Source organism: Plantactinospora sp. WMMC1484 (genome assembly GCF_049315195.1).
In the GTDB taxonomy this organism is placed as follows: Bacteria; Actinomycetota; Actinomycetes; order Mycobacteriales; family Micromonosporaceae; genus Plantactinospora.
In genome coordinates this window covers 106,211-124,963 of record NZ_CP186055.1, presented here as the reverse complement: position 1 = coordinate 124,963, position 18,753 = coordinate 106,211, and the positions used below count along the sequence as shown (strand labels likewise).

At 71.7% G+C, this 18,753-nt stretch carries 16 protein-coding genes; 9 read left to right on the top strand and 7 right to left on the bottom strand.

Annotated elements, in window-relative coordinates; genetic code table 11:
- Positions 1 to 4 precede the first annotated feature (4 nt).
- Complete coding sequence (gene nudC / locus ACN28C_RS00575) at positions 5 to 982, top strand: NAD(+) diphosphatase (RefSeq protein WP_422771667.1); 978 nt, start codon at positions 5 to 7, stop codon at positions 980 to 982.
- A gap of 180 nt (positions 983 to 1,162) precedes the next feature.
- Here the strand turns inward: nudC and ACN28C_RS00570 are convergent, their stop codons facing one another.
- Positions 1,163 to 1,474 (bottom strand): hypothetical protein, encoded by a 312-nt coding sequence (locus ACN28C_RS00570; protein ID WP_422771666.1) that lies wholly within the window; start codon positions 1,472 to 1,474, stop codon positions 1,163 to 1,165.
- A gap of 357 nt (positions 1,475 to 1,831) precedes the next feature.
- Positions 1,832 to 2,809, bottom strand: a complete 978-nt coding sequence (locus ACN28C_RS00565) for a helix-turn-helix domain-containing protein (RefSeq protein ID WP_422771665.1) — start codon at positions 2,807 to 2,809, stop codon at positions 1,832 to 1,834.
- 423 nt (positions 2,810 to 3,232) lie between these two features.
- On the opposite strand from ACN28C_RS00565, the gene ACN28C_RS00560 reads away from it, so the two are divergent.
- Complete coding sequence (locus tag ACN28C_RS00560; protein ID WP_422771664.1) at positions 3,233 to 4,513, top strand: MFS transporter; 1,281 nt, start codon at positions 3,233 to 3,235, stop codon at positions 4,511 to 4,513.
- On the opposite strand, the gene ACN28C_RS00555 is transcribed toward ACN28C_RS00560, so the two are convergent.
- On the bottom strand, positions 4,479 to 4,724 hold the full coding sequence (locus tag ACN28C_RS00555) for a mycoredoxin (protein ID WP_422771663.1): 246 nt from the start codon (positions 4,722 to 4,724) through the stop codon (positions 4,479 to 4,481). The genes ACN28C_RS00560 and ACN28C_RS00555 overlap by 35 nt on opposite strands.
- Positions 4,725 to 4,860: 136 nt before the next feature.
- Here ACN28C_RS00555 and ACN28C_RS00550 point away from each other — a divergent pair, with 136 nt between their 5' ends.
- From ACN28C_RS00550 to ACN28C_RS00540, 3 genes are all read left to right on the top strand, one after another.
- Positions 4,861 to 7,032 (top strand): ATP-dependent DNA helicase UvrD2, encoded by a 2,172-nt coding sequence (locus ACN28C_RS00550; protein ID WP_422771662.1) that lies wholly within the window; start codon positions 4,861 to 4,863, stop codon positions 7,030 to 7,032.
- 569 nt (positions 7,033 to 7,601) lie between these two features.
- A complete protein-coding gene (locus ACN28C_RS00545) occupies positions 7,602 to 7,967 on the top strand; it encodes a WhiB family transcriptional regulator (protein ID WP_130464862.1) in 366 nt (121 codons plus the stop codon).
- Position 7,968: 1 nt separating this feature from the next.
- A complete protein-coding gene (locus ACN28C_RS00540) occupies positions 7,969 to 8,229 on the top strand; it encodes a hypothetical protein (RefSeq protein WP_422771661.1) in 261 nt (86 codons plus the stop codon).
- A 122-nt stretch (positions 8,230 to 8,351) separates the two neighbouring features.
- On the opposite strand, the gene ACN28C_RS00535 is transcribed toward ACN28C_RS00540, so the two are convergent.
- From ACN28C_RS00535 to ACN28C_RS00525, 3 genes are all read right to left on the bottom strand, one after another.
- Positions 8,352 to 9,773, bottom strand: a complete 1,422-nt coding sequence (locus ACN28C_RS00535) for an ABC1 kinase family protein (protein ID WP_422771660.1) — start codon at positions 9,771 to 9,773, stop codon at positions 8,352 to 8,354.
- A 120-nt stretch (positions 9,774 to 9,893) separates the two neighbouring features.
- On the bottom strand, positions 9,894 to 11,006 hold the full coding sequence (locus ACN28C_RS00530) for a hypothetical protein (protein WP_422771659.1): 1,113 nt from the start codon (positions 11,004 to 11,006) through the stop codon (positions 9,894 to 9,896).
- Positions 11,007 to 11,232: 226 nt separating this feature from the next.
- Positions 11,233 to 11,400, bottom strand: a complete 168-nt coding sequence (locus tag ACN28C_RS00525; protein ID WP_165436864.1) for a DUF5679 domain-containing protein — start codon at positions 11,398 to 11,400, stop codon at positions 11,233 to 11,235.
- 516 nt (positions 11,401 to 11,916) lie between these two features.
- On the opposite strand from ACN28C_RS00525, the gene ACN28C_RS00520 reads away from it, so the two are divergent.
- Together ACN28C_RS00520 and ACN28C_RS00515 are read left to right on the top strand one after the other, a co-directional pair.
- Positions 11,917 to 12,447, top strand: coding sequence for a M48 family metallopeptidase (locus ACN28C_RS00520; RefSeq protein ID WP_422771658.1), 531 nt, complete (start codon positions 11,917 to 11,919; stop codon positions 12,445 to 12,447).
- A gap of 51 nt (positions 12,448 to 12,498) precedes the next feature.
- Complete coding sequence (locus ACN28C_RS00515; protein ID WP_422771657.1) at positions 12,499 to 13,122, top strand: hypothetical protein; 624 nt, start codon at positions 12,499 to 12,501, stop codon at positions 13,120 to 13,122.
- 52 nt (positions 13,123 to 13,174) lie between these two features.
- On the opposite strand, the gene ACN28C_RS00510 is transcribed toward ACN28C_RS00515, so the two are convergent.
- On the bottom strand, positions 13,175 to 14,389 hold the full coding sequence (locus ACN28C_RS00510) for a zinc-dependent metalloprotease (protein ID WP_422774915.1): 1,215 nt from the start codon (positions 14,387 to 14,389) through the stop codon (positions 13,175 to 13,177).
- Between the two features lie 183 nt (positions 14,390 to 14,572).
- Between ACN28C_RS00510 and ACN28C_RS00505 the strand changes: the two genes are divergently transcribed.
- Positions 14,573 to 15,589: a YlbL family protein gene (locus tag ACN28C_RS00505; RefSeq protein WP_422771656.1), complete on the top strand. Its 1,017-nt coding sequence runs from the start codon at positions 14,573 to 14,575 to the stop codon at positions 15,587 to 15,589.
- Positions 15,590 to 15,735: 146 nt separating this feature from the next.
- Positions 15,736 to 18,744: a UPF0182 family protein gene (locus ACN28C_RS00500; protein WP_422771655.1), complete on the top strand. Its 3,009-nt coding sequence runs from the start codon at positions 15,736 to 15,738 to the stop codon at positions 18,742 to 18,744.
- The last annotated feature ends 9 nt before the right edge of the window (positions 18,745 to 18,753 follow it).

The window sequence follows — 18,753 nt, the reverse complement described above, 5'->3', positions numbered from 1 at the left end:
CCTCGTGACCTCGGATCCTCCACCGCCGGTCGGGCAGCCGCCGGTCGGGCAGCCGCCGCTTGCGCGGTCCACGCTCGACCGCGCCGCGCACCGGCGGACCGACCAGCGGTGGTTGGCCGAGGCGTGGCGGCGGGCCCGGGTGCTGGTGGTGGACGTCGCCGGTGGCGGGCGGGCCCTGGTCGAGGATTCCGGTCCCGGGACCGAGCTGATCCTGCTCGGTCCGGACGCGGCACGGGACAGCGCGCCGGAGGCTCGGCTTTTCCTCGGCGTCGAGCCGGACGGGGTGCCGGTGTTCGCGATCGACGCGCCGCTGCCGCAGATCGCCGGTACCCGGCCGGCGAACCTGCGCGAGATCGGGCACCTGCTCGCCGCCCGGGACGCCGGACTGCTCACCACCGCGCTGGCATTGGCGAACTGGCACGCCCGGCACCTGTACTCGTCGCAGACCGGCCTCGCCACGGTGGTGGGGGACGGCGGCTGGTCCCGGCGGGACGAGGCGGGCAACCCGCTCTGGCCCCGTACCGATCCGGCGATGATCGTGCTGGTGCACGACGGCGTTTCCGGCCCGGACGGTCGCTGCCTGCTCGGCAACAACGCCACCTGGCGGTCGACCCATGGGGTGCGCCGGTATTCGTGCCTGGCCGGCTATGTGGAGCCGGGCGAGTCGGCCGAGGACGCGGTGGTCCGGGAGGTCACCGAGGAGGTCGGCCTGGTGCCGGGGCACATCCGGTACGTTGCCAGCCAGGCCTGGCCGTTTCCGGGTTCGCTGATGCTGGGCTTCTCCGCCCTGGGTGACCCGGCCCGGGCCCTGCGGCTCGACCCGGTGGAGATCGCGCACGCGGACTGGTTCAGCCGCCGGGACATCACCGCGGTACTCGACGGGGAGGTGGTGCAGGTCGGCGACGGGTTGCGGCTGGCGTTGCCGCCACCGTCGTCGATCGCACTCTTCCTGATCCGCCGATGGCTGGACGGCATCCGTTAGCCCGGATGGCAGCGCCCGGTGGTTCCGGATGGCGCCGAGCCTCTCCCGCTGGATTGCGGCACAAAAATCTTGGCTCGCGATCGCCGTTGCCGCGACGATCACGAGCCAAGATCACAGGCCGTCGCAGCCGGGTGTGGCATGGAGCGTGGCGGGGGACGCCGCCCGGCCGACGACGGTCGTCTAGCCGGATCTCGACTGTGGGCCGAGATTCGTCGGTTGTGGGTTGCCGGTGCGGGTCTCCGCGTGGAGTCGCCGGTCGGGCCTGCCCACCGGCAGTACCTTGACCCGCTGTCGTCCGGACCGGACCGCGCCCACAGTGGACAGGGCCCTGGCCAGCAGGAGTGCGGCGTCCCGGTCGTCGGCCCGGAGGATCTGACGGCGCTGTTCCGGGGAGGTCTGTTCGTCGCGGAGGCGCTGCCCCTGCGCCCAGGCGGCGGCCAACTCGTCATCGGCGGCGGCGCGGATATCCGTGCGAACGATGAGAAACCGCATGGCTGTCTCCGAGGGCCGGTGACGGACGATGATCCTGCGATTACCTAACGAAGTCATTTCGTGGAACTTCCACGTCCCCCTTCGGCTATGTTCACCCATTGCGGGTCGGTCGGCAAGTGAAACGCGCCGATTGGAGTAATCGCTCGTCCGATCAGGTGATACCGGTCACTGTCCTCCGTGGCGCACGACGAGGCCGCCGGCTCCCGTACGGGAGCCGGCGGCTGTGTACGCACGGCTGTGGACGCGGCCCGTCCGGCGGGCTCGGCTGTCCTGCGGTCAGTCGGCCGGTGCGGCTACTGCCCGGTGCGGCTACTGCCCGGTGCGGCTACTGCCCGGTCAGGCTACTGCCCGGTGCGGCTACTGCTCGGTCAGCCGGCCGGAGCGGCGACTGCGCTGGGTCGGCGGCATTCCCGGGTCGCGGCTCGCGGGCTTGCGGGCCGGACCCGACGCGCGCTGCTCCGCCCGCTCGGTCAGCCAGGTGATCGTCTCCTCCGGACCGAGCGCCGCGTCCTGGAGCCACTCGAAGACCATGGAGTACGTGCTGATCTCCTTCTGGTCGGTCACCATCAGGTTGGTGGCCAGTCCCTCGATCGCCAGGGTCTCCGGATCCTCCGGCTCGGCGAACCGGTAGAGCGAGAACCCGGTGTGCGGCAGATACCAGTCCGCGATGGTCTGCTCGGTGGGCAGTACCTGAATCGTCACGTTGGGCAGCCCGGCGAGCTTGCGCAACTGGAGCAATTGGGTGCGCAGCACCTCGCGCGGGCCGGCCCGGCCGCCGAGTGCGGCCTCCTCGATCACGGCCGAGTAGCGGGGCGGCTCTACCTCGCGGGTGAGCAGCGACTGCCGGGCCAACCGGGCCTTCACCTCGGTGTCGGCGTCCTCGGTGTCGTCCTGGCCGGGGTCGTTGACCAGTTGCCGGGAGGAGAGGATCCGTAGCTTGACGTACGACTTGCTCTGCAACAGGCCGGGCACGATCACCGGGCTGTACTCGAGGATCTCCGCACAACCCGCCTCCAGTTCGGCGTAGCCGCGCTGGCGGGGCGTCATCGTCGCGTACGAGCGCAGCCAGGCCCGGATGTCGCCGGCCTCGTTGGTGATCGCGGTCAGTTCCTCGCGCCGGTCGCCGGTGACCTTGTAGAGATCGAGCAGGTCGAGGACGTCCCGCAGGTCGGGCCGGCTTCGACCGTTCTCGAGCCGGGAGAGTTTGGAGGCCGAGGCCCAGCCCACCGCCTCGATGACCTGGTCGCCGGTGAGCCTGGCCGACTCCCGCAGCTTGCGCAGTTCCGCGCCGAGCCGGCGTCGCCGCAGGATCGGGCTGGGTTGAGGAGCAGGCACTGGATCCTCGCTCTCGATCGCGTCTCGCCCGTCGCCGGGCAGGTGCGGACCGTCGCGGTCACACTCCCGGCGGTCCAGTATGCCGCGCCCCGCTCACGGCGTGCCGCCGGATGGTAACGGCGTGTCTAAATGGGAAGGGCCCTCCGGAACCTTCCGGGGCGGTGCCGTCGGAAAGCCGATCCAGTTCCGACCGTAACCGGGCGGCACCGCACCATCGATTGCGACGATTTCTCGAGGACGATCAGGCCTGTTCACGACGACGACCACGCCGTACGCCATCCCCTGGCGCGCCCCCGTACGGCGGACGAACCACCGCGGGCGACCCGGCGCCCGCGTCCTCACCCGTCGGCGGTGACCACCCTGACGACCGGGCGTCCGGGGTCCGGCGTGTTGCTCGCCGCCACCTCGAAAGGGACCCCTCGCATGCGAACCATCCTGCGTCGGCCGGATTTCCGGCTGCTCTTCGCCGGCCTCGTCTTCAGCATGACCGCGGAGTCGATCATGCTGTTGGCGCTGGCCGTCTGGGTGAAGGACCTGACCGGCTCGGACGGCATGGCCGGCGCCACCATCTTCGCCATGGTCGCGCCGATGGCCCTCGCCCCGCTCGTCGGCTGGGTGGTGGACCGGTTTCGCCGCCGCCCGTTCTTCCTGCTCGCCAACCTGGCCACCGCGGTGGTGCTCACCCCGCTGTTCCTGGTCCGGGACCGCGGGGACGTCTGGGTGATCTACGTCGTGGGCGCGTTGTACGGACTCTCCTACGTCGCCCTCGGCGCGACCCTGAACGGACTGATCAAAGAGATCGTGCCCGAGGAGCTGATGGCCCAGGCCAACGGCGTCCTGCAGACCGTCAAGCAGGGACTGCGGCTGATCGGCCCGCTGGCCGGGGCGGCCCTCTACACCGGGGCCGGCGGCTGGACCCTGCCGGCGGTCGGCATGGTCGGCTTCGTGGGTGCCGCCTGCGCGGTCTCCGCGCTGCGGATCGCCGAGCGGGTGCCCGGACCTGCGCAGCTCCGCTGGGTGACCGAGGTGGGTGCCGGGCTGCGGCACATGGTCGCCGAACCCGCCCTGCGGCGCGCGGTCGTCGGTGCCGCCCTGGCGGTGCTGGTGATGGGCTTCAGCGAGTCGCTGATCTTCGCGTACGTGGACCAGGGGCTGGGCCGGCAGCCGGGTTTCGTGGGGGTGCTGGTCGCCGTGCAGGGCATCGGCGGGCTGCTCGGCGGGCTCTCCTCCCCGGCCGTGGTACGCCGGTTCGGCGAGTTGGCGGCGCTCGCCGTCGGGGTGGCGGTCTTCGCGTCGGGCGCGCTGCTGCTGGCGTACCCGACGCTGTGGCTGGCCTTCGTCGCCCTGGTGCTGCTCGGCTTCGGCCTGCCGATCGCGTTCGTCGGGCTCAAGACGCTGATCCAGCGCCGCACCCCCGGACCACTGCTGGGCCGGGTCGCCGCCGCCTCCGAGGCGCTGATCAGCGGCCCGCAGGCGATCTCCATCGGCAGCGGGGCGCTGCTGGTCGCCGTCGTCGACTACCGGCTGCTCTTCGTGGTGATCGCGGTGGTGATGACGATTGCGGCCGGATACCTCTGGGCCGGGCGGGCACGTTCCGCGCCGCGGGACGCCGCATCGATGCCACGGCCGGTGCCACGGCCCGACCCGGCCCCGGGGGTGCTCGGCAGGGTCAGCTCTGTGCGCGGGCGGCCAGGTGCTTCTTGACGTCGACGATCGACGGGTTGGTCAGCGCCGTACCGTCATCGAACCTCAGCGTCGGTACGGTCTGGTTGCCGCCGTTGACGCTCATCACGTACTCCGCCGCGGCCAGGTCCTGCTCGATGTCCACCACCACGTAGCCGATGCCCTCCCGGTCCAGTTGTGACTTGAGCCGGTGGCAGTAGCCACACCAGGGCGTGGAATACATCGTCAACATCGTCGAGACCTCCGCGGTGCTCAGTCGTTAGCCGGCCGGCCCGACCGATCGGGCCGGTCGGGTGTCGGATCGGACGGGGTGCCGATCACACAGGCTAAAGGTGCAACACCGCGAAGGGCTGCCATGATTCCTAGCTGTGGCGGCTGACTCGAACCTGGCGCGGATCCTGGACGGACTCGATCCGGAGCAGCGCACCGCGGTGACCGCGCCGGCCGGGCCGGTCTGCATCCTGGCCGGCGCCGGCACCGGCAAGACCCGGGCGATCACGCATCGCATCGCGTACCGGGTGACGGCCGGCGAGATCGCCGCCCGGCACGTGCTCGCGGTCACCTTCACCGCACGGGCCGCCGCCGAGCTGCGGGCCCGGCTCGGCGCGCTCGGGGTACCGGGGGTGCAGGCCCGGACCTTCCACGGCGCCGCGCTGCGCCAGGTCCGCTACTTCGCGTCCCGGCTGCTCGCCGGCCGGGAGATGCCGGAACTCCTGGACAGCAAGGTGCGGTTGGTCACCCTCGCCGCCGCCCGCGCCGGACTGCGCACCGACCGGGCCGCCGCCCGGGACCTGGCCGGCGAGATCGAGTGGGCCAAGTCGTCCCTGGTCGAGCCGGGCGAGTACGTCGTCGCGGCGGCCAAGGCGCTGCGCGAGACCCCGCACGACCCGGCGAAGGTGGCGGAGGTCTACGCCGGATACGAGAAGGTCAAACGCGCCAACGGCGTGATCGACTTCGAGGACATGCTCCGGGCGGCGGTGTGGGGGATCGAGGAGCACCCGGACGTCGGCGAGCAGATCCGGGCGCAGTACCGGCACTTCGTGGTCGACGAGTACCAGGACGTCAACCCGCTCCAGCAGCGGTTGCTGGACGTCTGGTTGGGTGGCCGGGACGACCTGACCGTGGTCGGCGACGCCAGCCAGACCATCTACTCGTTCACCGGCGCCACCTCGGCATACCTGATCGACTTTCCCCGGCTGCGCCGGGACGCGGTGGTGGTGCGGCTGGTCCGGGACTACCGCTCGACGCCGCAGGTGGTCGGGCTCGCCAACGCGGTGATCCGGCAGGCCCGGGGCGCCGAGGCGCGGCTGCGGCTGGAGCTCGTCGGGCAGCGTCCACCCGGCCCCGAGCCGGACCTGCGGATCTTCCCCGACGAGCCGGCCGAGGCCGCCGCCGTGGCGGCACGCTGCCGCGACCTGGTCGCCGCCGGCACGCCGGCCCGGGAGATCGCGGTGCTGTTCCGGACCAACGCGCAGTCCGAGGCGTACGAGAAGGCGCTGGCCGATGCGGAGGTGCCGTACCAGGTCCAGGGCGCGGAACGCTTCTTCGAGCGGCCCGAGATCCGTCAGGCGATGGTCGCGCTCCGCGCCGCGACCCGGTCGACGCCGGGCGAGGCGCCGCTGGTCCCGGCCGTGGTCGAGGCGCTGGCCGCGGTCGGCTGGGCACCGGACGCCGCCCCGCCCGGCGGCGCGGCCCGGGAGAGCTGGGAGGCGCTCGCCGCCCTGGTCCAGCTCGCCGAGGAGTACGCGGCCACCCCTACCGTCCTGCCGATCGGCGAGGCCGCTGCCGTGGAACGGCCACCCTCCCTGGCGGACTTCTGTGCCGACCTGGGCCGGCGGGCCGCCGCGCAGCACGTGCCGACGGTCGAGGGGGTGACGCTGGCCTCGCTGCACTCGGCGAAGGGGCTGGAGTGGGACGCGGTCTTCCTTGTCGGGCTCTCCGACGGCACGCTGCCGACGAGCTACGCGAAGACCGCCGAGCAGGTGGAGGAGGAGCGCCGGCTGCTCTACGTCGGGGTGACCCGGGCCCGGCAGTGGCTCTGGCTGTCGTACGCCGCGGCGCGCTCGCCCGGTGGCCGGCTCCGGCGCCCGTGCCGCTTCCTCCCCCAGCTCGAGCGCTCCGGCGGTGGCCGTCCGGCCGAGGCGTCCGCTGCCGGTGGTCGGAAACCCGACCGTCGGCGGGTGCAGGTCGTCTCCTGCCGGGTCTGCGGGGCGACGCTGCTGGCCGGGGCCGACCGGAAACTGGGCCGATGCGCGACCTGTCCCTCCGATCTCGACGAGGCGCTGCTGGAGCGGCTGCGGGACTGGCGGGGCCGGGTCGCCGGAGCACAGCGGGTCCCGGCGTACGTGGTCTTCACCGACGCCACCCTGGTCGCGCTCGCCGAACGCCGCCCGACCCGCCCCACCGAGCTGCTGGCGATCGCCGGGATCGGTCCCCGCAAGGTCGCCCTGTACGGCGACGCGGTGCTCGCCCTGGTCGAGGGTGTCGCGGTGCAGGATGTGCTGCTCACGGAGGGTGGGGCCGAGGCGTCGCCGGGCTGACCGACCGGCTGTCGGAAAGTGTCGGAAGAAAGTTCCGAGATCTCGCCGTAATTCGTTTGCCCTGCCGCCCGGAGGAGGCATAGCCTCATGGCACACCTCGTGAGCGGCGGCTTTCAGGCTGTTCAAGAGGGGGACGAGTCCGATGTTGGCGACGAGTGAGAGTCAGGAGGTGGCCCCGATGGGGACGACCTATGTCACCCGGCGACCGTGGGCGCTGCCTGCTGTCCCCGCTCCGGTGTCAGAGGTCGGCGGCATGCTGACCACTGAACTCCTCCAGCGTTCGCAGGCGCACCAGGCCCCGATCCAGGCCGAGCTGGTTCAGGCCCACGCGTCCGCCGAGCTCCGGGGGACCAATGGATTCACGGGCAATGGCATCCGTGTCGGCGTCAAGCGGATGGATGTCAGCGGGGTTCCACCTCGAGGGAGACCGGTCTAACACAGACCAGCCGGCTCACCTCGAGGCCGCGGACCCCGTACACCGGGATCCGCGGCCTTAGTCATTTCCGCACTGCCGAAGTAAGTCGGAACAGCGATCTACGAGATCGACACGAGAGAGAGGTGACCGGGCGATGAGTCTGGCGTTGGCCCCCCTCGACGCGAACGTCGAGCTGGAGGCGAACCTGCCCTGCCGGAAGTTCGACCCCGACCTGTGGTTCGCCGACTCGCCTGCCGAGCTGGAGCTGGCCAAGTCGCTCTGCGGGGACTGCCCGCTGCGCGTCGAGTGCCTGGCCGGTGCGGTGGAGCGGGCGGAGCCGTGGGGCGTCTGGGGCGGCGAGATCTTCGAGCGTGGCGCGGTCGTTCCGCGCAAGCGGCCCCGTGGCCGTCCGCGCAAGGAGGACGTCGCCCGGGATGCGGCGCTGCGGGTCGAGGCCCAGGCGCGGCTGGCGGCCAGTGGCCTTGCCGAGTCGCGCAGCGCGGTCCGGTTGGCGGCCTGACATGAACCCGATCCGTACGAACGCCGGTCTGGTATCGGCGCCCGACACCGCGATGGCCGTGGTGTCGAGATTGACCACGACTGCCATGCCCATCCGAGACGGAGCCACCAAGATGCATCTCATCCACGAAGCGTTGTCCCGGGCACGAATGCGGATGCCTCAGGCCGGTCGCAGCACCACGAGCACTGAGGCAACCCGATCCGCCCGCATGATCGCGCTGGAGGCCCGCCGCCGGGCCGCCCGCGAACTGGGCAGCATCTGATCCCACGGCGTACTGCCGCCGGGACGTAACCGAATCCGAGATCCCATCCGGGCCGGTCGTCGGCGAGGGGTGATGCCCCCCGCCACGGCCGGCCCGGCGCGTAGGGGTGGAGGTGGCCCTGCTCAGGCCACCGGGGCGAAGCCGGGCAGCCAGCGCTCCACGATGCCCCGGTAGGGCGCCTTCGCCTCCAGTTGGCAGAGCACCCCGATCGAGCCGAGGGTCACCCGGTGGATCAGCAGGTACGACGGCGGCAGATTGAGCTGCCGGGAGAGCTGGTACGCCGGGGAGCGCGGGTTGCCGAGCCTGGTCGCCTCGACCCGCAACCACGCCCGGGTGAAGCGAAACTCCTCGACGGAGAGGGGCTGCAGGATCGGCATCAGGAAGTCCAGTACCGCCTGCGCGTCGAGCGGGAAGTCACCGCGGATGAACCCCTCCTCGCGCAGGCCGGCCACGACCGCCTCGGCCTCGCCGGCCAGGGCGAGCCGGACCAGCCGGCCGATCGGCTCCGGGTGCCCGCCGGGCAGCCGGGCCACCGCGCCGAAGTCGACGACGCCGAGCCGCCCGTCCGGCAGCAGCCGGAAGTTGCCGGGATGCGGGTCGGCGTGCAGCAGCCCGGCGCGCATCGGCGCCGAGAAGTGCAGGGTGGCCATCAGCCGGCCGGCCAGGTTCCGCTCCTCCTCGGTGCCGGAGTCGATGATCGCCGACAGCGGCTTGCCCTCGACCCAGTCCGTGACCAGCACCTGGGGTGCGGCCGCGACCACCTCGGGCACGAAGATCTCCGGATCGCCGGCGTACGCGGCGGCGAAGGCCCGCTGCGACTCCGCCTCCAGTTCGTAGTCCAGCTCCTCGCTGATCCGGTCGCGCAACTCGCTGAGCAGCGGCTTGATGTCCAGGCCAGGCTGGATCGCCCGGAACATGGCACCGAGCCGGGAGAGCTGCTTCAGGTCGGAGAGCAGCGCCGGTCCGGCGCCCGGGTACTGCACCTTGACCGCCACCGGACGCCCTGCCGGAGCGCTCGCGCCGGCCCGGGCCACCGCCCCGGCGCCGGCTCCCGACCTGGTGGCGGCGCCTGCCCTGGTGCCGCGTCGCCGGCCGCTCGGCGGCGGCCCGACCTTCCAGATCGCCCGGTGCACCTGGCCGATGCTGGCTGCGGCAGCCGGCTTGTCGTCGAACTCTAGGAAGAACGACCGCCAATCCGGCCCGAGCTGCTCCGCGAGCACCTTGTGCACGCTCGCCGCCGGCAGCGGCGGAGCCGCCTCCTGGAGCTTGGTCAACGCCTGCCGGTAGGGTGCGGCGATCTCCTCGGGCAGGGCCGCCTCGAAGACCGACAGTGCCTGCCCGAACTTCATCGCCCCGCCCTTGAGCTGGCCCAGCACGCTGAAGAGTTGCTCGGCGGTGCGTTGCTGGATCTCGTTGGAGATCACGTCGGAGGCGAGTCCAGTGACCCGCTTGCCCACGCCGAGCACGGTCCGGCCGGCGAAGCCGAGCGGAAGAGCGGCGAGCTTGGCGGTCCGGGAGACGGCCCGGCGCGGGATGTCGGTCACCAGATCATTGTTACCGACTCGGCGGGGTGAAGTCGGCCGTCGGCGGGTGGCACCGGCCACCCCTGCCCGAAAGGAAGGGCCCCTTCTTATCGGTTTTTGTATAAGAAGGGGCCCTTCCTATCACCTCGTCCCGGGGATCTGGTTCGGGGGAGCCTGTGGTGGGGCGGTCGTGCCTCGGCTCCGCCGCCGTCGTCTGGCGCAGTCGCACCGGGGGTGCGGCGGCCAGCTCCGGCGGCGGAGGCGGCCGGCGGCGGTCACCTCCACGGCACCGCCCACCGTCTCGGGCGTACCGCCGTCGAGGAAGGTGAGGACCTCGCTCACCGCGTAGCCGACGGCGGTGATCAGGGTCGCGGTCAGGCAGGGTTCCGGACCGTCGAGGTCGGCGAGCTGGGCGGCAAGGCCCGGCCAACCCGGGTCGCGGTCCTGTCTGTGCAGGTCGACACAGTTCAGACAGGGTGAGCCGGCACCGCGGACCAGTGGACCCACCACCGGGGTCCCGTCGCGCAGGGTGAGCAGCAGGTGCGCCTGGCGGTGCTGGGCGTACCCGGCGGCGAGCAGGCCGGCGGGGCGGTCCGTACCCACCTGGAGCACCAGGTCGGCACTGCCGCGCCGGACGGACCGGGTCGCGGTGCCGGGCGCGGACCGGGCGATCGCGTCCGCGACCGCGGCGGCGCACGGCCGGCGTACGTCGGTGGCGAGCAGCCCGCTGGCGACGGTGTCGGCCGGCCCGACCCGGCCGCGTAGGTCCGGGTGCACCTGTCCGACGCCGGCCTGGGCCAGGGCCACCGCCACCGGAGCGGCGAGCCGACCCTGACCGGTCACCACGACCCGGGCGGCGGCCCGGCGGCGGAGCAGCTGGGCCGGGGTGCCGGGCACGTCCCGTCCGTGCAGGGCGAGCGCCGCGGCCTCGGCGGCGAGCCGCTGCCGGGCCGGTTCGGGCAGGTCGGTGGGGAGCAGGGTGTGCGCGGGGACCACCAGGCCGGCGGCTCGCAGGGTGTCGATAAGCGTACGAGCGTCGTCGCGGGTCACGTCGACAGTGACCGCGTGGTCCAGGACGGCCCGTTCGCTGCGGCTGCCGTCGAGCAGGTCGAGCAGCCGGGCGGCGGCCGGATTCGCGACCTCGAGCAGGACGGCGCGCCGGGGGTCGAGGCCGAGTTGCAGCGTGTGCCGGTCGCGCCAGAGTCGGGTGAGGCCGGGCAGCAGGGTGGGGCGGGGCAGCACGGTTCTGGTCATGACGCAACAGGCTGTCACCGTCCAGGTGCGGACCGGTCGGTGTTTTCCACAGCCGGTACGCGCGATGCACTGCTCTATCCACAGGATCCACCGCGTTATCCACAACCGGCGGGTAACTTCTGTCGCCGCCCGGACATCACGCGGGGTGTCCGTAGCCCGACAGGAAAGCGGGAAGGGGTGGCGCCCCGGCCACCCCTTCCCGCAGTTCCGCTGTGCTGCTCGACGGTCAGACCTTGGCTTTGCCGAGGATCCGGTTGACGGTCGTGCCGCAGACCGGGCACTTGCCCTTGGCCATGTTCATCCCCGTCTTGGAAACCTCGACGTTGCCCTCGAAGTCACGCTTCTCCTTGCACTTCACGCAGTACCCGTTGTAGGTCTGGGCCTTCTCGGCCACGGTGCCCTCCTCGTCTCTTCCGCCGGCTCTTGCGAGCCTGGCGTGCGCCCGGCGGCGGGCGGCCATGTTAGGGCGCCAGCGCTGGGACTTCTCCGCGGTCACCACTGTGACCGCCGGTCCGCGGACCCTACCCAGTTCCGGGCAGTTCCATGTCAGCGATCTGTCGACACTGTGAGGAAGCCGACGCCCAGAGTGTGCATGCCGGAATAGGTCGGATAAGTCAGTTTCGCAGGGACACGCCGGATGAACCGCGTCAGATCGCTGATCGAGGGATCTGGCGGGGGTGGCGGATGATCGTTTACCGTTGCCTCCGGTGCCCGGCCCCCGCGTGCCCGGGAAGTCCCGGGGGCGGCGGACGCGACGCTCCAGACGATCACCGCAATGAATTTTTTCCGGACGGGTCACCGCCAACCGGTATTTTTCCGGCGGCTATCTGCGGGTTGACTCTTGCGGTGACCTGGTCACTACGCATTAGTTTTCCTTCGTGAACGAAACCCGGGGCTGCGCGGACCGCTAATGGCGGGATTGCGGAAGCCGGTCGTGGAGGTACGGCGCAGCCAGCGCCGGCGCCGGACAGTGTCCGCGTACCGGGACGGCGAGCGGGTCGTGGTGCTGATCCCCGACCAGTTCTCTCGCGCCGAGGAGAGCGAGTGGGTGGACCGGATGCTCGCCCGGCTCGCGGCCCGGGAGGAGCGGCTCGGCCGTTCCGACGAGGAGCTGCTGCTCCGATCCCGGCGACTCATCGACCGCTACCTGCGCGAGCACGGCGCTGCGGCCGTGCCGGCCAGCGTCCGGTGGGTGACGAACCAGAACGGCCGCTGGGGCTCCTGCACCCCGGCCGACCGGACCATCCGCATCTCGCACCGGATCCAGGAGATGCCGGAGTGGGTGATCGACTACGTGCTGCTGCACGAGCTGGCCCACCTGGTGGTGCCGAGCCACAACGCCCGGTTCTGGGCGCTGGTCGGGCGTTATCCGAAGACGGAGCGGGCCCGGGGCTACCTGGAGGGGATCGCCGCGGCGGCCGGGATCGTCCTGCCGGAGTGAGCCCGGCGACCGTCGGTCCCACCCGGCGCCCGAGGTCGGTAGGGTCGGCGGGTGACCCGCCGTGTGATCGTGGTGATGCTCGGACCCGTCGCGTGGGCGCCGCCCGGTGCCGACCCGGCCCGCTGGCGGTCCGCGCTCGCCGAGGACGTGGTCGACCTGGTCGCCACCCTGGCCGAGGTGGAGCCGGCGATCGCCGCGACCGGGGCCGACCGTCCGCTGGCGGACGCGATCGCCTGGCCCGGCATGCCGGTGTACGACCTGCCGGCCGACCGGTCCGGCGAGGCGCCGGCCAACCGGGTGGGCGCCGCGCTGGAAGCCGCGGCCCGGGACGGCTACGACCAGGCCGCCCTGCTCGTCGCCGACGCGCCGGACCTGCCCGGCCTGGTCCTCGGCAAGCTGCTCCGGCCGCTGACCAGTCGGGCCGTCGCGGTCGCTCCCGCGACGAACCCCGGCTCCGGGCTGCTCGGGCTGGCCGCCCGGCTACCCGCGCCGGACTGGCTGCCCGAACTCGACCTGGACGCTGCCGACGCCGCCCTGGTCCGGCGTGCCGCACCCCGCCCGGCCGAGGTGGCGGTCACCCCCGGCTGGCGGCGGCTGCGGACACCGGCCGACCTCGCGACGCTCGACCCGGCCCTGGAGGGCTGGGACGCCACCCGGGTACTCCTCGGCAGCTGACCACCCGGCTGTCCGTCGGCCCGCCGCTGCCAGCTCAACTCCTGCGGGGGACCTACTCCTCCGGCCTGCCGGAGCCGGGGCCCTCCTCGGAGCGGTCGGGGTCGGATCCGTCCTCGGGCCTGCCGAAGTCGAAGTCGTCGAGGTCGCCCAGGTCGAGCTGGGACCGGGCGAAGGCATCCGGATCGGCGAAGTCCGCTTCGGCGGGGAGCAGATCCGGGTGCCCCCAGAGCGCGTCCCGGCCGGCGATGCCCCGGTGCTCGGTGAGCGCCGCCCAGAGCGCCGCGGCCTCGCGCAGCCGGCGGGGACGCAGCTCCAGGCCGACCAGGGCGGCGAAGGTCTGCTCGGCCGGACCGCCGGCGGCCCGGCGCCGGCGGAACGCCTCGCCGAGCCGGTTCACGTTCGGCAGCCGCTCGGCGGCGGCGGTGTCCACGACGTGGCACACCCAGCCCTCGACCAGGGCCAGCGTGGTCTCCAGCCGGCTCAGCGACGCCTTCTGCGCCGGGGTGTCCTCCGGGGTGAAGATGCCCTCCAGTGCCAGCTCCTGCATCGACTCCGGGTTGGTCGGGTCGATCCGGCCCATCGCCTCCTCGATCGCCTCACGGTTCACCGTGATGCCGGTGGCGTACATCTCCACGCTGGTGAGCACGTGGCCGCGCAGCCACGGCACGTGTTGGAAAAGGCGCTGGTGTGCGGCCTCGCGCAGCGCCACGTAGAGGCGTACCTCGTCCTCGGGGAGTTCGAGGCCGTCGCCGTACGCCCGGATGTTCGCCGGCAGCAGCGCGGCGGTGCCGGCGGGGCCGAGCGGCAGGCCGATGTCGCCGGCCGAGAGCACCTCCGCGGCGAGCGAGCCGAGCGCCTGCCCGAGCTGGCCGCCGAAGAGGGCACCGCCGAGCGTGGTGAGCATGGCCTGCATCGGACCGAGCTGTGCCCGGGCCTCCGGCGGCACCAGGTCACCCATTGCGGCCACCATCCGGCCGGCGACCGGATCGCAGAGCTTCTTCCAGACGTCCAGCGTCTTGTAGATCCACTCGTTCCGGTTCCACGCCACGGAGGCGCGGATCCCGGAGGGGTGTGCCGAGGTCGGATCGAGCCAGAGATCGGCCAGCCGGAGCGACTCCTCCACGGCGTTGCGCTCGTACGGCGTCACGGCCGGGTCGCCGGCCGAGGAGAGCTGGCTGGCGGCGACCTGGCGGGCCAGATCCCAGTTGACCGGGCCGCTGCCCGGCGCGGCGAGCAGTTGCTGGAGCTGCGCCATGAACTGCTGCATCTGCTGCGGGTCGTTGGGGTCGGGCGGCTGGCCACCCGGCAGGGCGAAGCCGAACGGAATATCAGGCACCCGTCCACGGTACGCGGGCCGGGGGGTGCGCTGCCCGCCCAGGTGTCACGCCGTGGGCGAACTCGGGGGTTCGGGGGGCAGTCGGGCAACGGTCCCCGGGTACGCTCGGCGGCTATGAGACGTCGCGGGGTCACGGTACTGCTCGGCGCGGTGATCACCGCACTGCTCAGCATCGGCGTACTCGCCGCACCCATCCCGTACGTGGTGCTCGGGCCCGGGCCGACGGTGGACACCCTGGGCCGGCAGGACGACAAGGACGTCATCCAGGTCTCCGGACAGGAGACCTCGACGTCGGCCGGGCAGTTGCGGCTCACCACGGTCGGCGTGCAGCCCGACGTCAAACTGCTCACCGCGATCGCCGGCTGGGTCTCCTCGGACGAGGCCGTGGTGCCGTACGAGCTGATCTACCCGCCGGGTCAGACGCAGCAGCAGGTGGAGGAGCGCAACGCCGAGGACTTCGCCGCGTCGCAGACCAGCGCCGAGACGGCGGCGCTGCGTGAGCTCGGCTATCCCATCCAGGTGGTGGTCAAGAACGTCACGGCGGGTGCCCCGGCGGAGGGGATCCTCAAGGCCGGCGACGTGATCACCTCGGTCGACGGCAAGCCGGTGCCCGCCGCGAGCAGCGTCACGGACCTGGTGCGGGCCCGGCCGGCCGGCTCCCCGCTCTCGATCGGCTACACCCGGGACGGCAGGCCGGCGACCGCGACCGTCGTCAGCGCCGCCACCGACAACAACCCGCCCCGGATCGGCGTGGAGATCGAGCAGCGACAGCCGCACCCGTTCGAGCTGAAGATCGACCTGAACGACATCGGTGGGCCGAGCGCCGGCCTGATGTTCGCACTCGGCATAGTCGACAAGCTCAGGAGCGAGGATCTGACCGGCGGAAAGATCATTGCTGGCACCGGCACCATCAACGATCTGGGTGAGGTCGGACCGATCGGCGGCATTCCGCAGAAACTGGTGGGCGCGAAGAACGCGGGCGCGAAGTATTTTCTCGTGCCGGCCGGCAACTGCGCGGAGGCGGTCCAGAATGCCCAACCGGGTCTGCCGATGGCCCGGGTCGGCACCCTCGGCGAGGCGCTGAGCGCGCTGGAGACCATCCGAGCCGGGGGTCGGCCGCCGGCCTGCTGACCGGGCCGCCGTGTCGGCCGCTCACCGCCCGGGCACCGACCCGCTCGCCGCCCCACGGGGGGACCGATCGGTCTCAGGAACACCCCGTAGTCTAGGGGCTCTGATCAGAGCCGGTCACTTCCGAGCGTGCGGAGCCAACAGTGGTCATGCGTAGCAGCCCCCTACCAAGAATGAGCCGACGCGGTCGCGCCACGGTCGGCGTACTCCTCGGGGTGTTCCTGCTCCTCACCCTGCTGGGCTGGGGCGTCCAGGCGTGGACGGACTGGCTCTGGTTCGAGGAGGTCGACTACACCCGGGTCTTCAGTGGTGTGCTGGTCACCCGGATCCTGCTCTTCGTCGTCATCGGCCTGGGCATGGCCCTGCTGGTCGCCGGCAACATGTGGCTCGCCTACCGGCTGCGGCCGGTGCTCCGGCCGAATTCACCGGAACAGATCACGCTGGAGCGTTACCGTTCCGTGCTGGCACCCCGGATCGGCACCTGGCTGGTGGCGGTCGGGCTGATCGTCGGACTCTTCGCCGGCCTTTCCGCGCAGACGCGGTGGGGCCAGTGGATGCTCTTCCGCAACTCGCAGAGCTTCGGCATCGAGGATCCGGAATTCAAGATCGATATCGGCTTCTACGTCTTCGAGTTCCCGTTCCTGCGCTATCTGCTCGGGGTCGGCTTCACCGCCGTGGTGCTCGCCGTGATCGGCTCGCTCGCGATGCACTACATCTTCGGCGGGGTGCGGCTGCAGGGCGTCGGCGACCGGATGACCGCCGCCGCCCGTGCCCACCTGACCACGCTGGTCGCGGTCTTCGTCCTGCTCAAGGCCCTGGCGTACGTGCTCGACCGGCGGGCGATGCTGCTGGAGTTCAACGAGGGCGTCAACCTCTACGGTGCCGGCTACGCCGACATCAACGCGCTGCTGCCGGCCAAGGAGATCCTGGCCTACATCTCGGTGGTGGTCGCGCTGGCGATCATCATCTTCTCCAACGCCGTCATCCGGAACCTGGTCTGGCCCGGCATCTCGCTGGCCCTGCTCGGCATCTCGGCGGTGGCGATCGGCGGCATCTACCCCTGGGCGGTGCAGACCTTCGAGGTCAAGCCGAGCGTGCGGGACAAGGAGGCGGAATACATCGGGCGGAGCATCACGGCCACCCGGGACGCCTTCGGGCTCGCCGGCACCGTGATGGCGCCATACGGCGCGGAGAACCTGCGGCCGCCGGAGTCGCTGGCCACCGACACCTCGGTGGTGCCGAACATCCGGCTGCTCGACCCGCAGCTCGTCTCCGAGACCTACACCCAGCTCCAGCAGGTCCGGGGCTTCTACGACTTCGGCCCGAAGCTCGACATCGACCGCTACCAGGTCGGCGGGGAGACCCAGGACTACGTCGTCGGGATGCGCGAGATCAACTATTTGGAGCTGACCGCGCAGCAGAGCAACTGGATCAACCGGCACACGGTCTTCACCCACGGGTACGGCCTGGTCGGCGCGCCCGCCAACCGGGTGGTCTGCGGCGGGCAGCCGTACTTCGTCTCCGGCTTCCTCGGCGAGCGGACCGAGGAGGGCTGCGCCTCGGGCACCGAGGCGATCCCGGCCACCCAGCCTCGGATCTACTACGGCGAACAGATGGACGGCAGCGACTACGCGATCGTCGGGCAGCCGGAGGGGAACAACCCGGTCGAGTTCGACCGGCCTACCGGCCAGGGCGGCGAGCAGTACTACACCTACACCGGCTCCGGCGGCGTGGAGATCGGCTCGTTCGGCCGCCGGCTGCTCTACGCGATCAAGGAGCAGGAGCCGAACTTCGTGCTCTCCGGTGCCGTCAACGACGACTCCAAGCTGCTCTACGTCCGTAACCCCCGGGAGCGGGTGGAGAAGGTGGCGCCGTTCCTGACCCTGGACGGCGACCCCTACCCGGCGGTGATCGGCGGCCGGATCCAGTGGATCGTCGACGGCTACACCACGGCGGCCACCTACCCCTACGCGGAGCAGGTGAACCTCCAGCAGGAGACCGCCGACGAGCTGACCGGGCTCGGCACCTTCGAACTCGCCCGGGAGAACGTCAACTACATCCGCAACTCGGTGAAGGCGACCGTCGACGCGTACGACGGCACGGTCACGCTCTACCAGTTCGACGACGCCGACCCGGTGCTGAAGGCGTGGAACAAGGCGTTCGGCGGCGACCTGGTGAAGCCGAAGTCGGAGATCCCGGCCGAACTCGCGGAACACTTCCGCTACCCGGCCGACCTGTTCAAGGTGCAGCGCAACCTGCTGGCGCGATTCCACGTGACGGACGCGTCGGAGTTCTTCTCGGGACAGGACTTCTGGGAGGTGCCGAACGTCCCGGACGCGCCGGACACCGGCCAGAAGCAGCCGCCGTACTACCTCTACACCCAGTATCCGGGTCAGGACACGCCCCGCTTCCAGCTCACCGCGGCGGTCACCCCGGCGGGCCGGCAGAACCTCGCCGCGCTGATCAGCGGGTCGTACCTGAACGGCCAGCCCCGGCTGGAGGTGCTGGAGCTGCCCGACCAGACGGCGGTCTCCGGGCCGGTGCAGGTACACCAGAAGATGACCAACGACGGTGACATCCGGCAGCAGCTCAACCTGCTCACCTCCAACCAGGCGCAGGTGCAGTACGGCAACCTGCTCTCGCTGCCGTTCGGCGACGGGATGCTCTACGTCGAGCCGGTGTACGTGAAGAGCAACCAGCAGAACGCCTATCCGCTGCTGCAACGGGTGCTGATCTCGTACGGCGACGGTGGCCAGTACGTCGTCCTGGCCAACAGCCTCGAAGAGGGCATCAAGCAGCTCGTGGAGCAGGGCAAGCAGGGGGCGCCGACCACGCCGACGCCGCCACCCCCGCCGGAGGGGGGCGGCACGAACCCGACACCCACGCCCACGGCACCGCCGACGACGGCGCCGCCGGCCCCGGGCGGGCAGCTGACCCCGGAACTCTCCGCCGCCGCGACCAAGGTGCAGGCGGCGATCGAGGAGGTCCGGGCGGCCCAGACCTCCGGCGACTTCGAGCGGTACGGCCAGGCCCTGAAGGCGCTCGACGCGGCGATGAGCGAGTTCCAGGCGGCCCAGCGGGCGGCGGGCACCAACCCGTCACCGGGTGCGGGCGGCGGCGCCACCCCGAACCCGCCACCGGCCTCCCCGAGCGGCTGACCAGCCCGT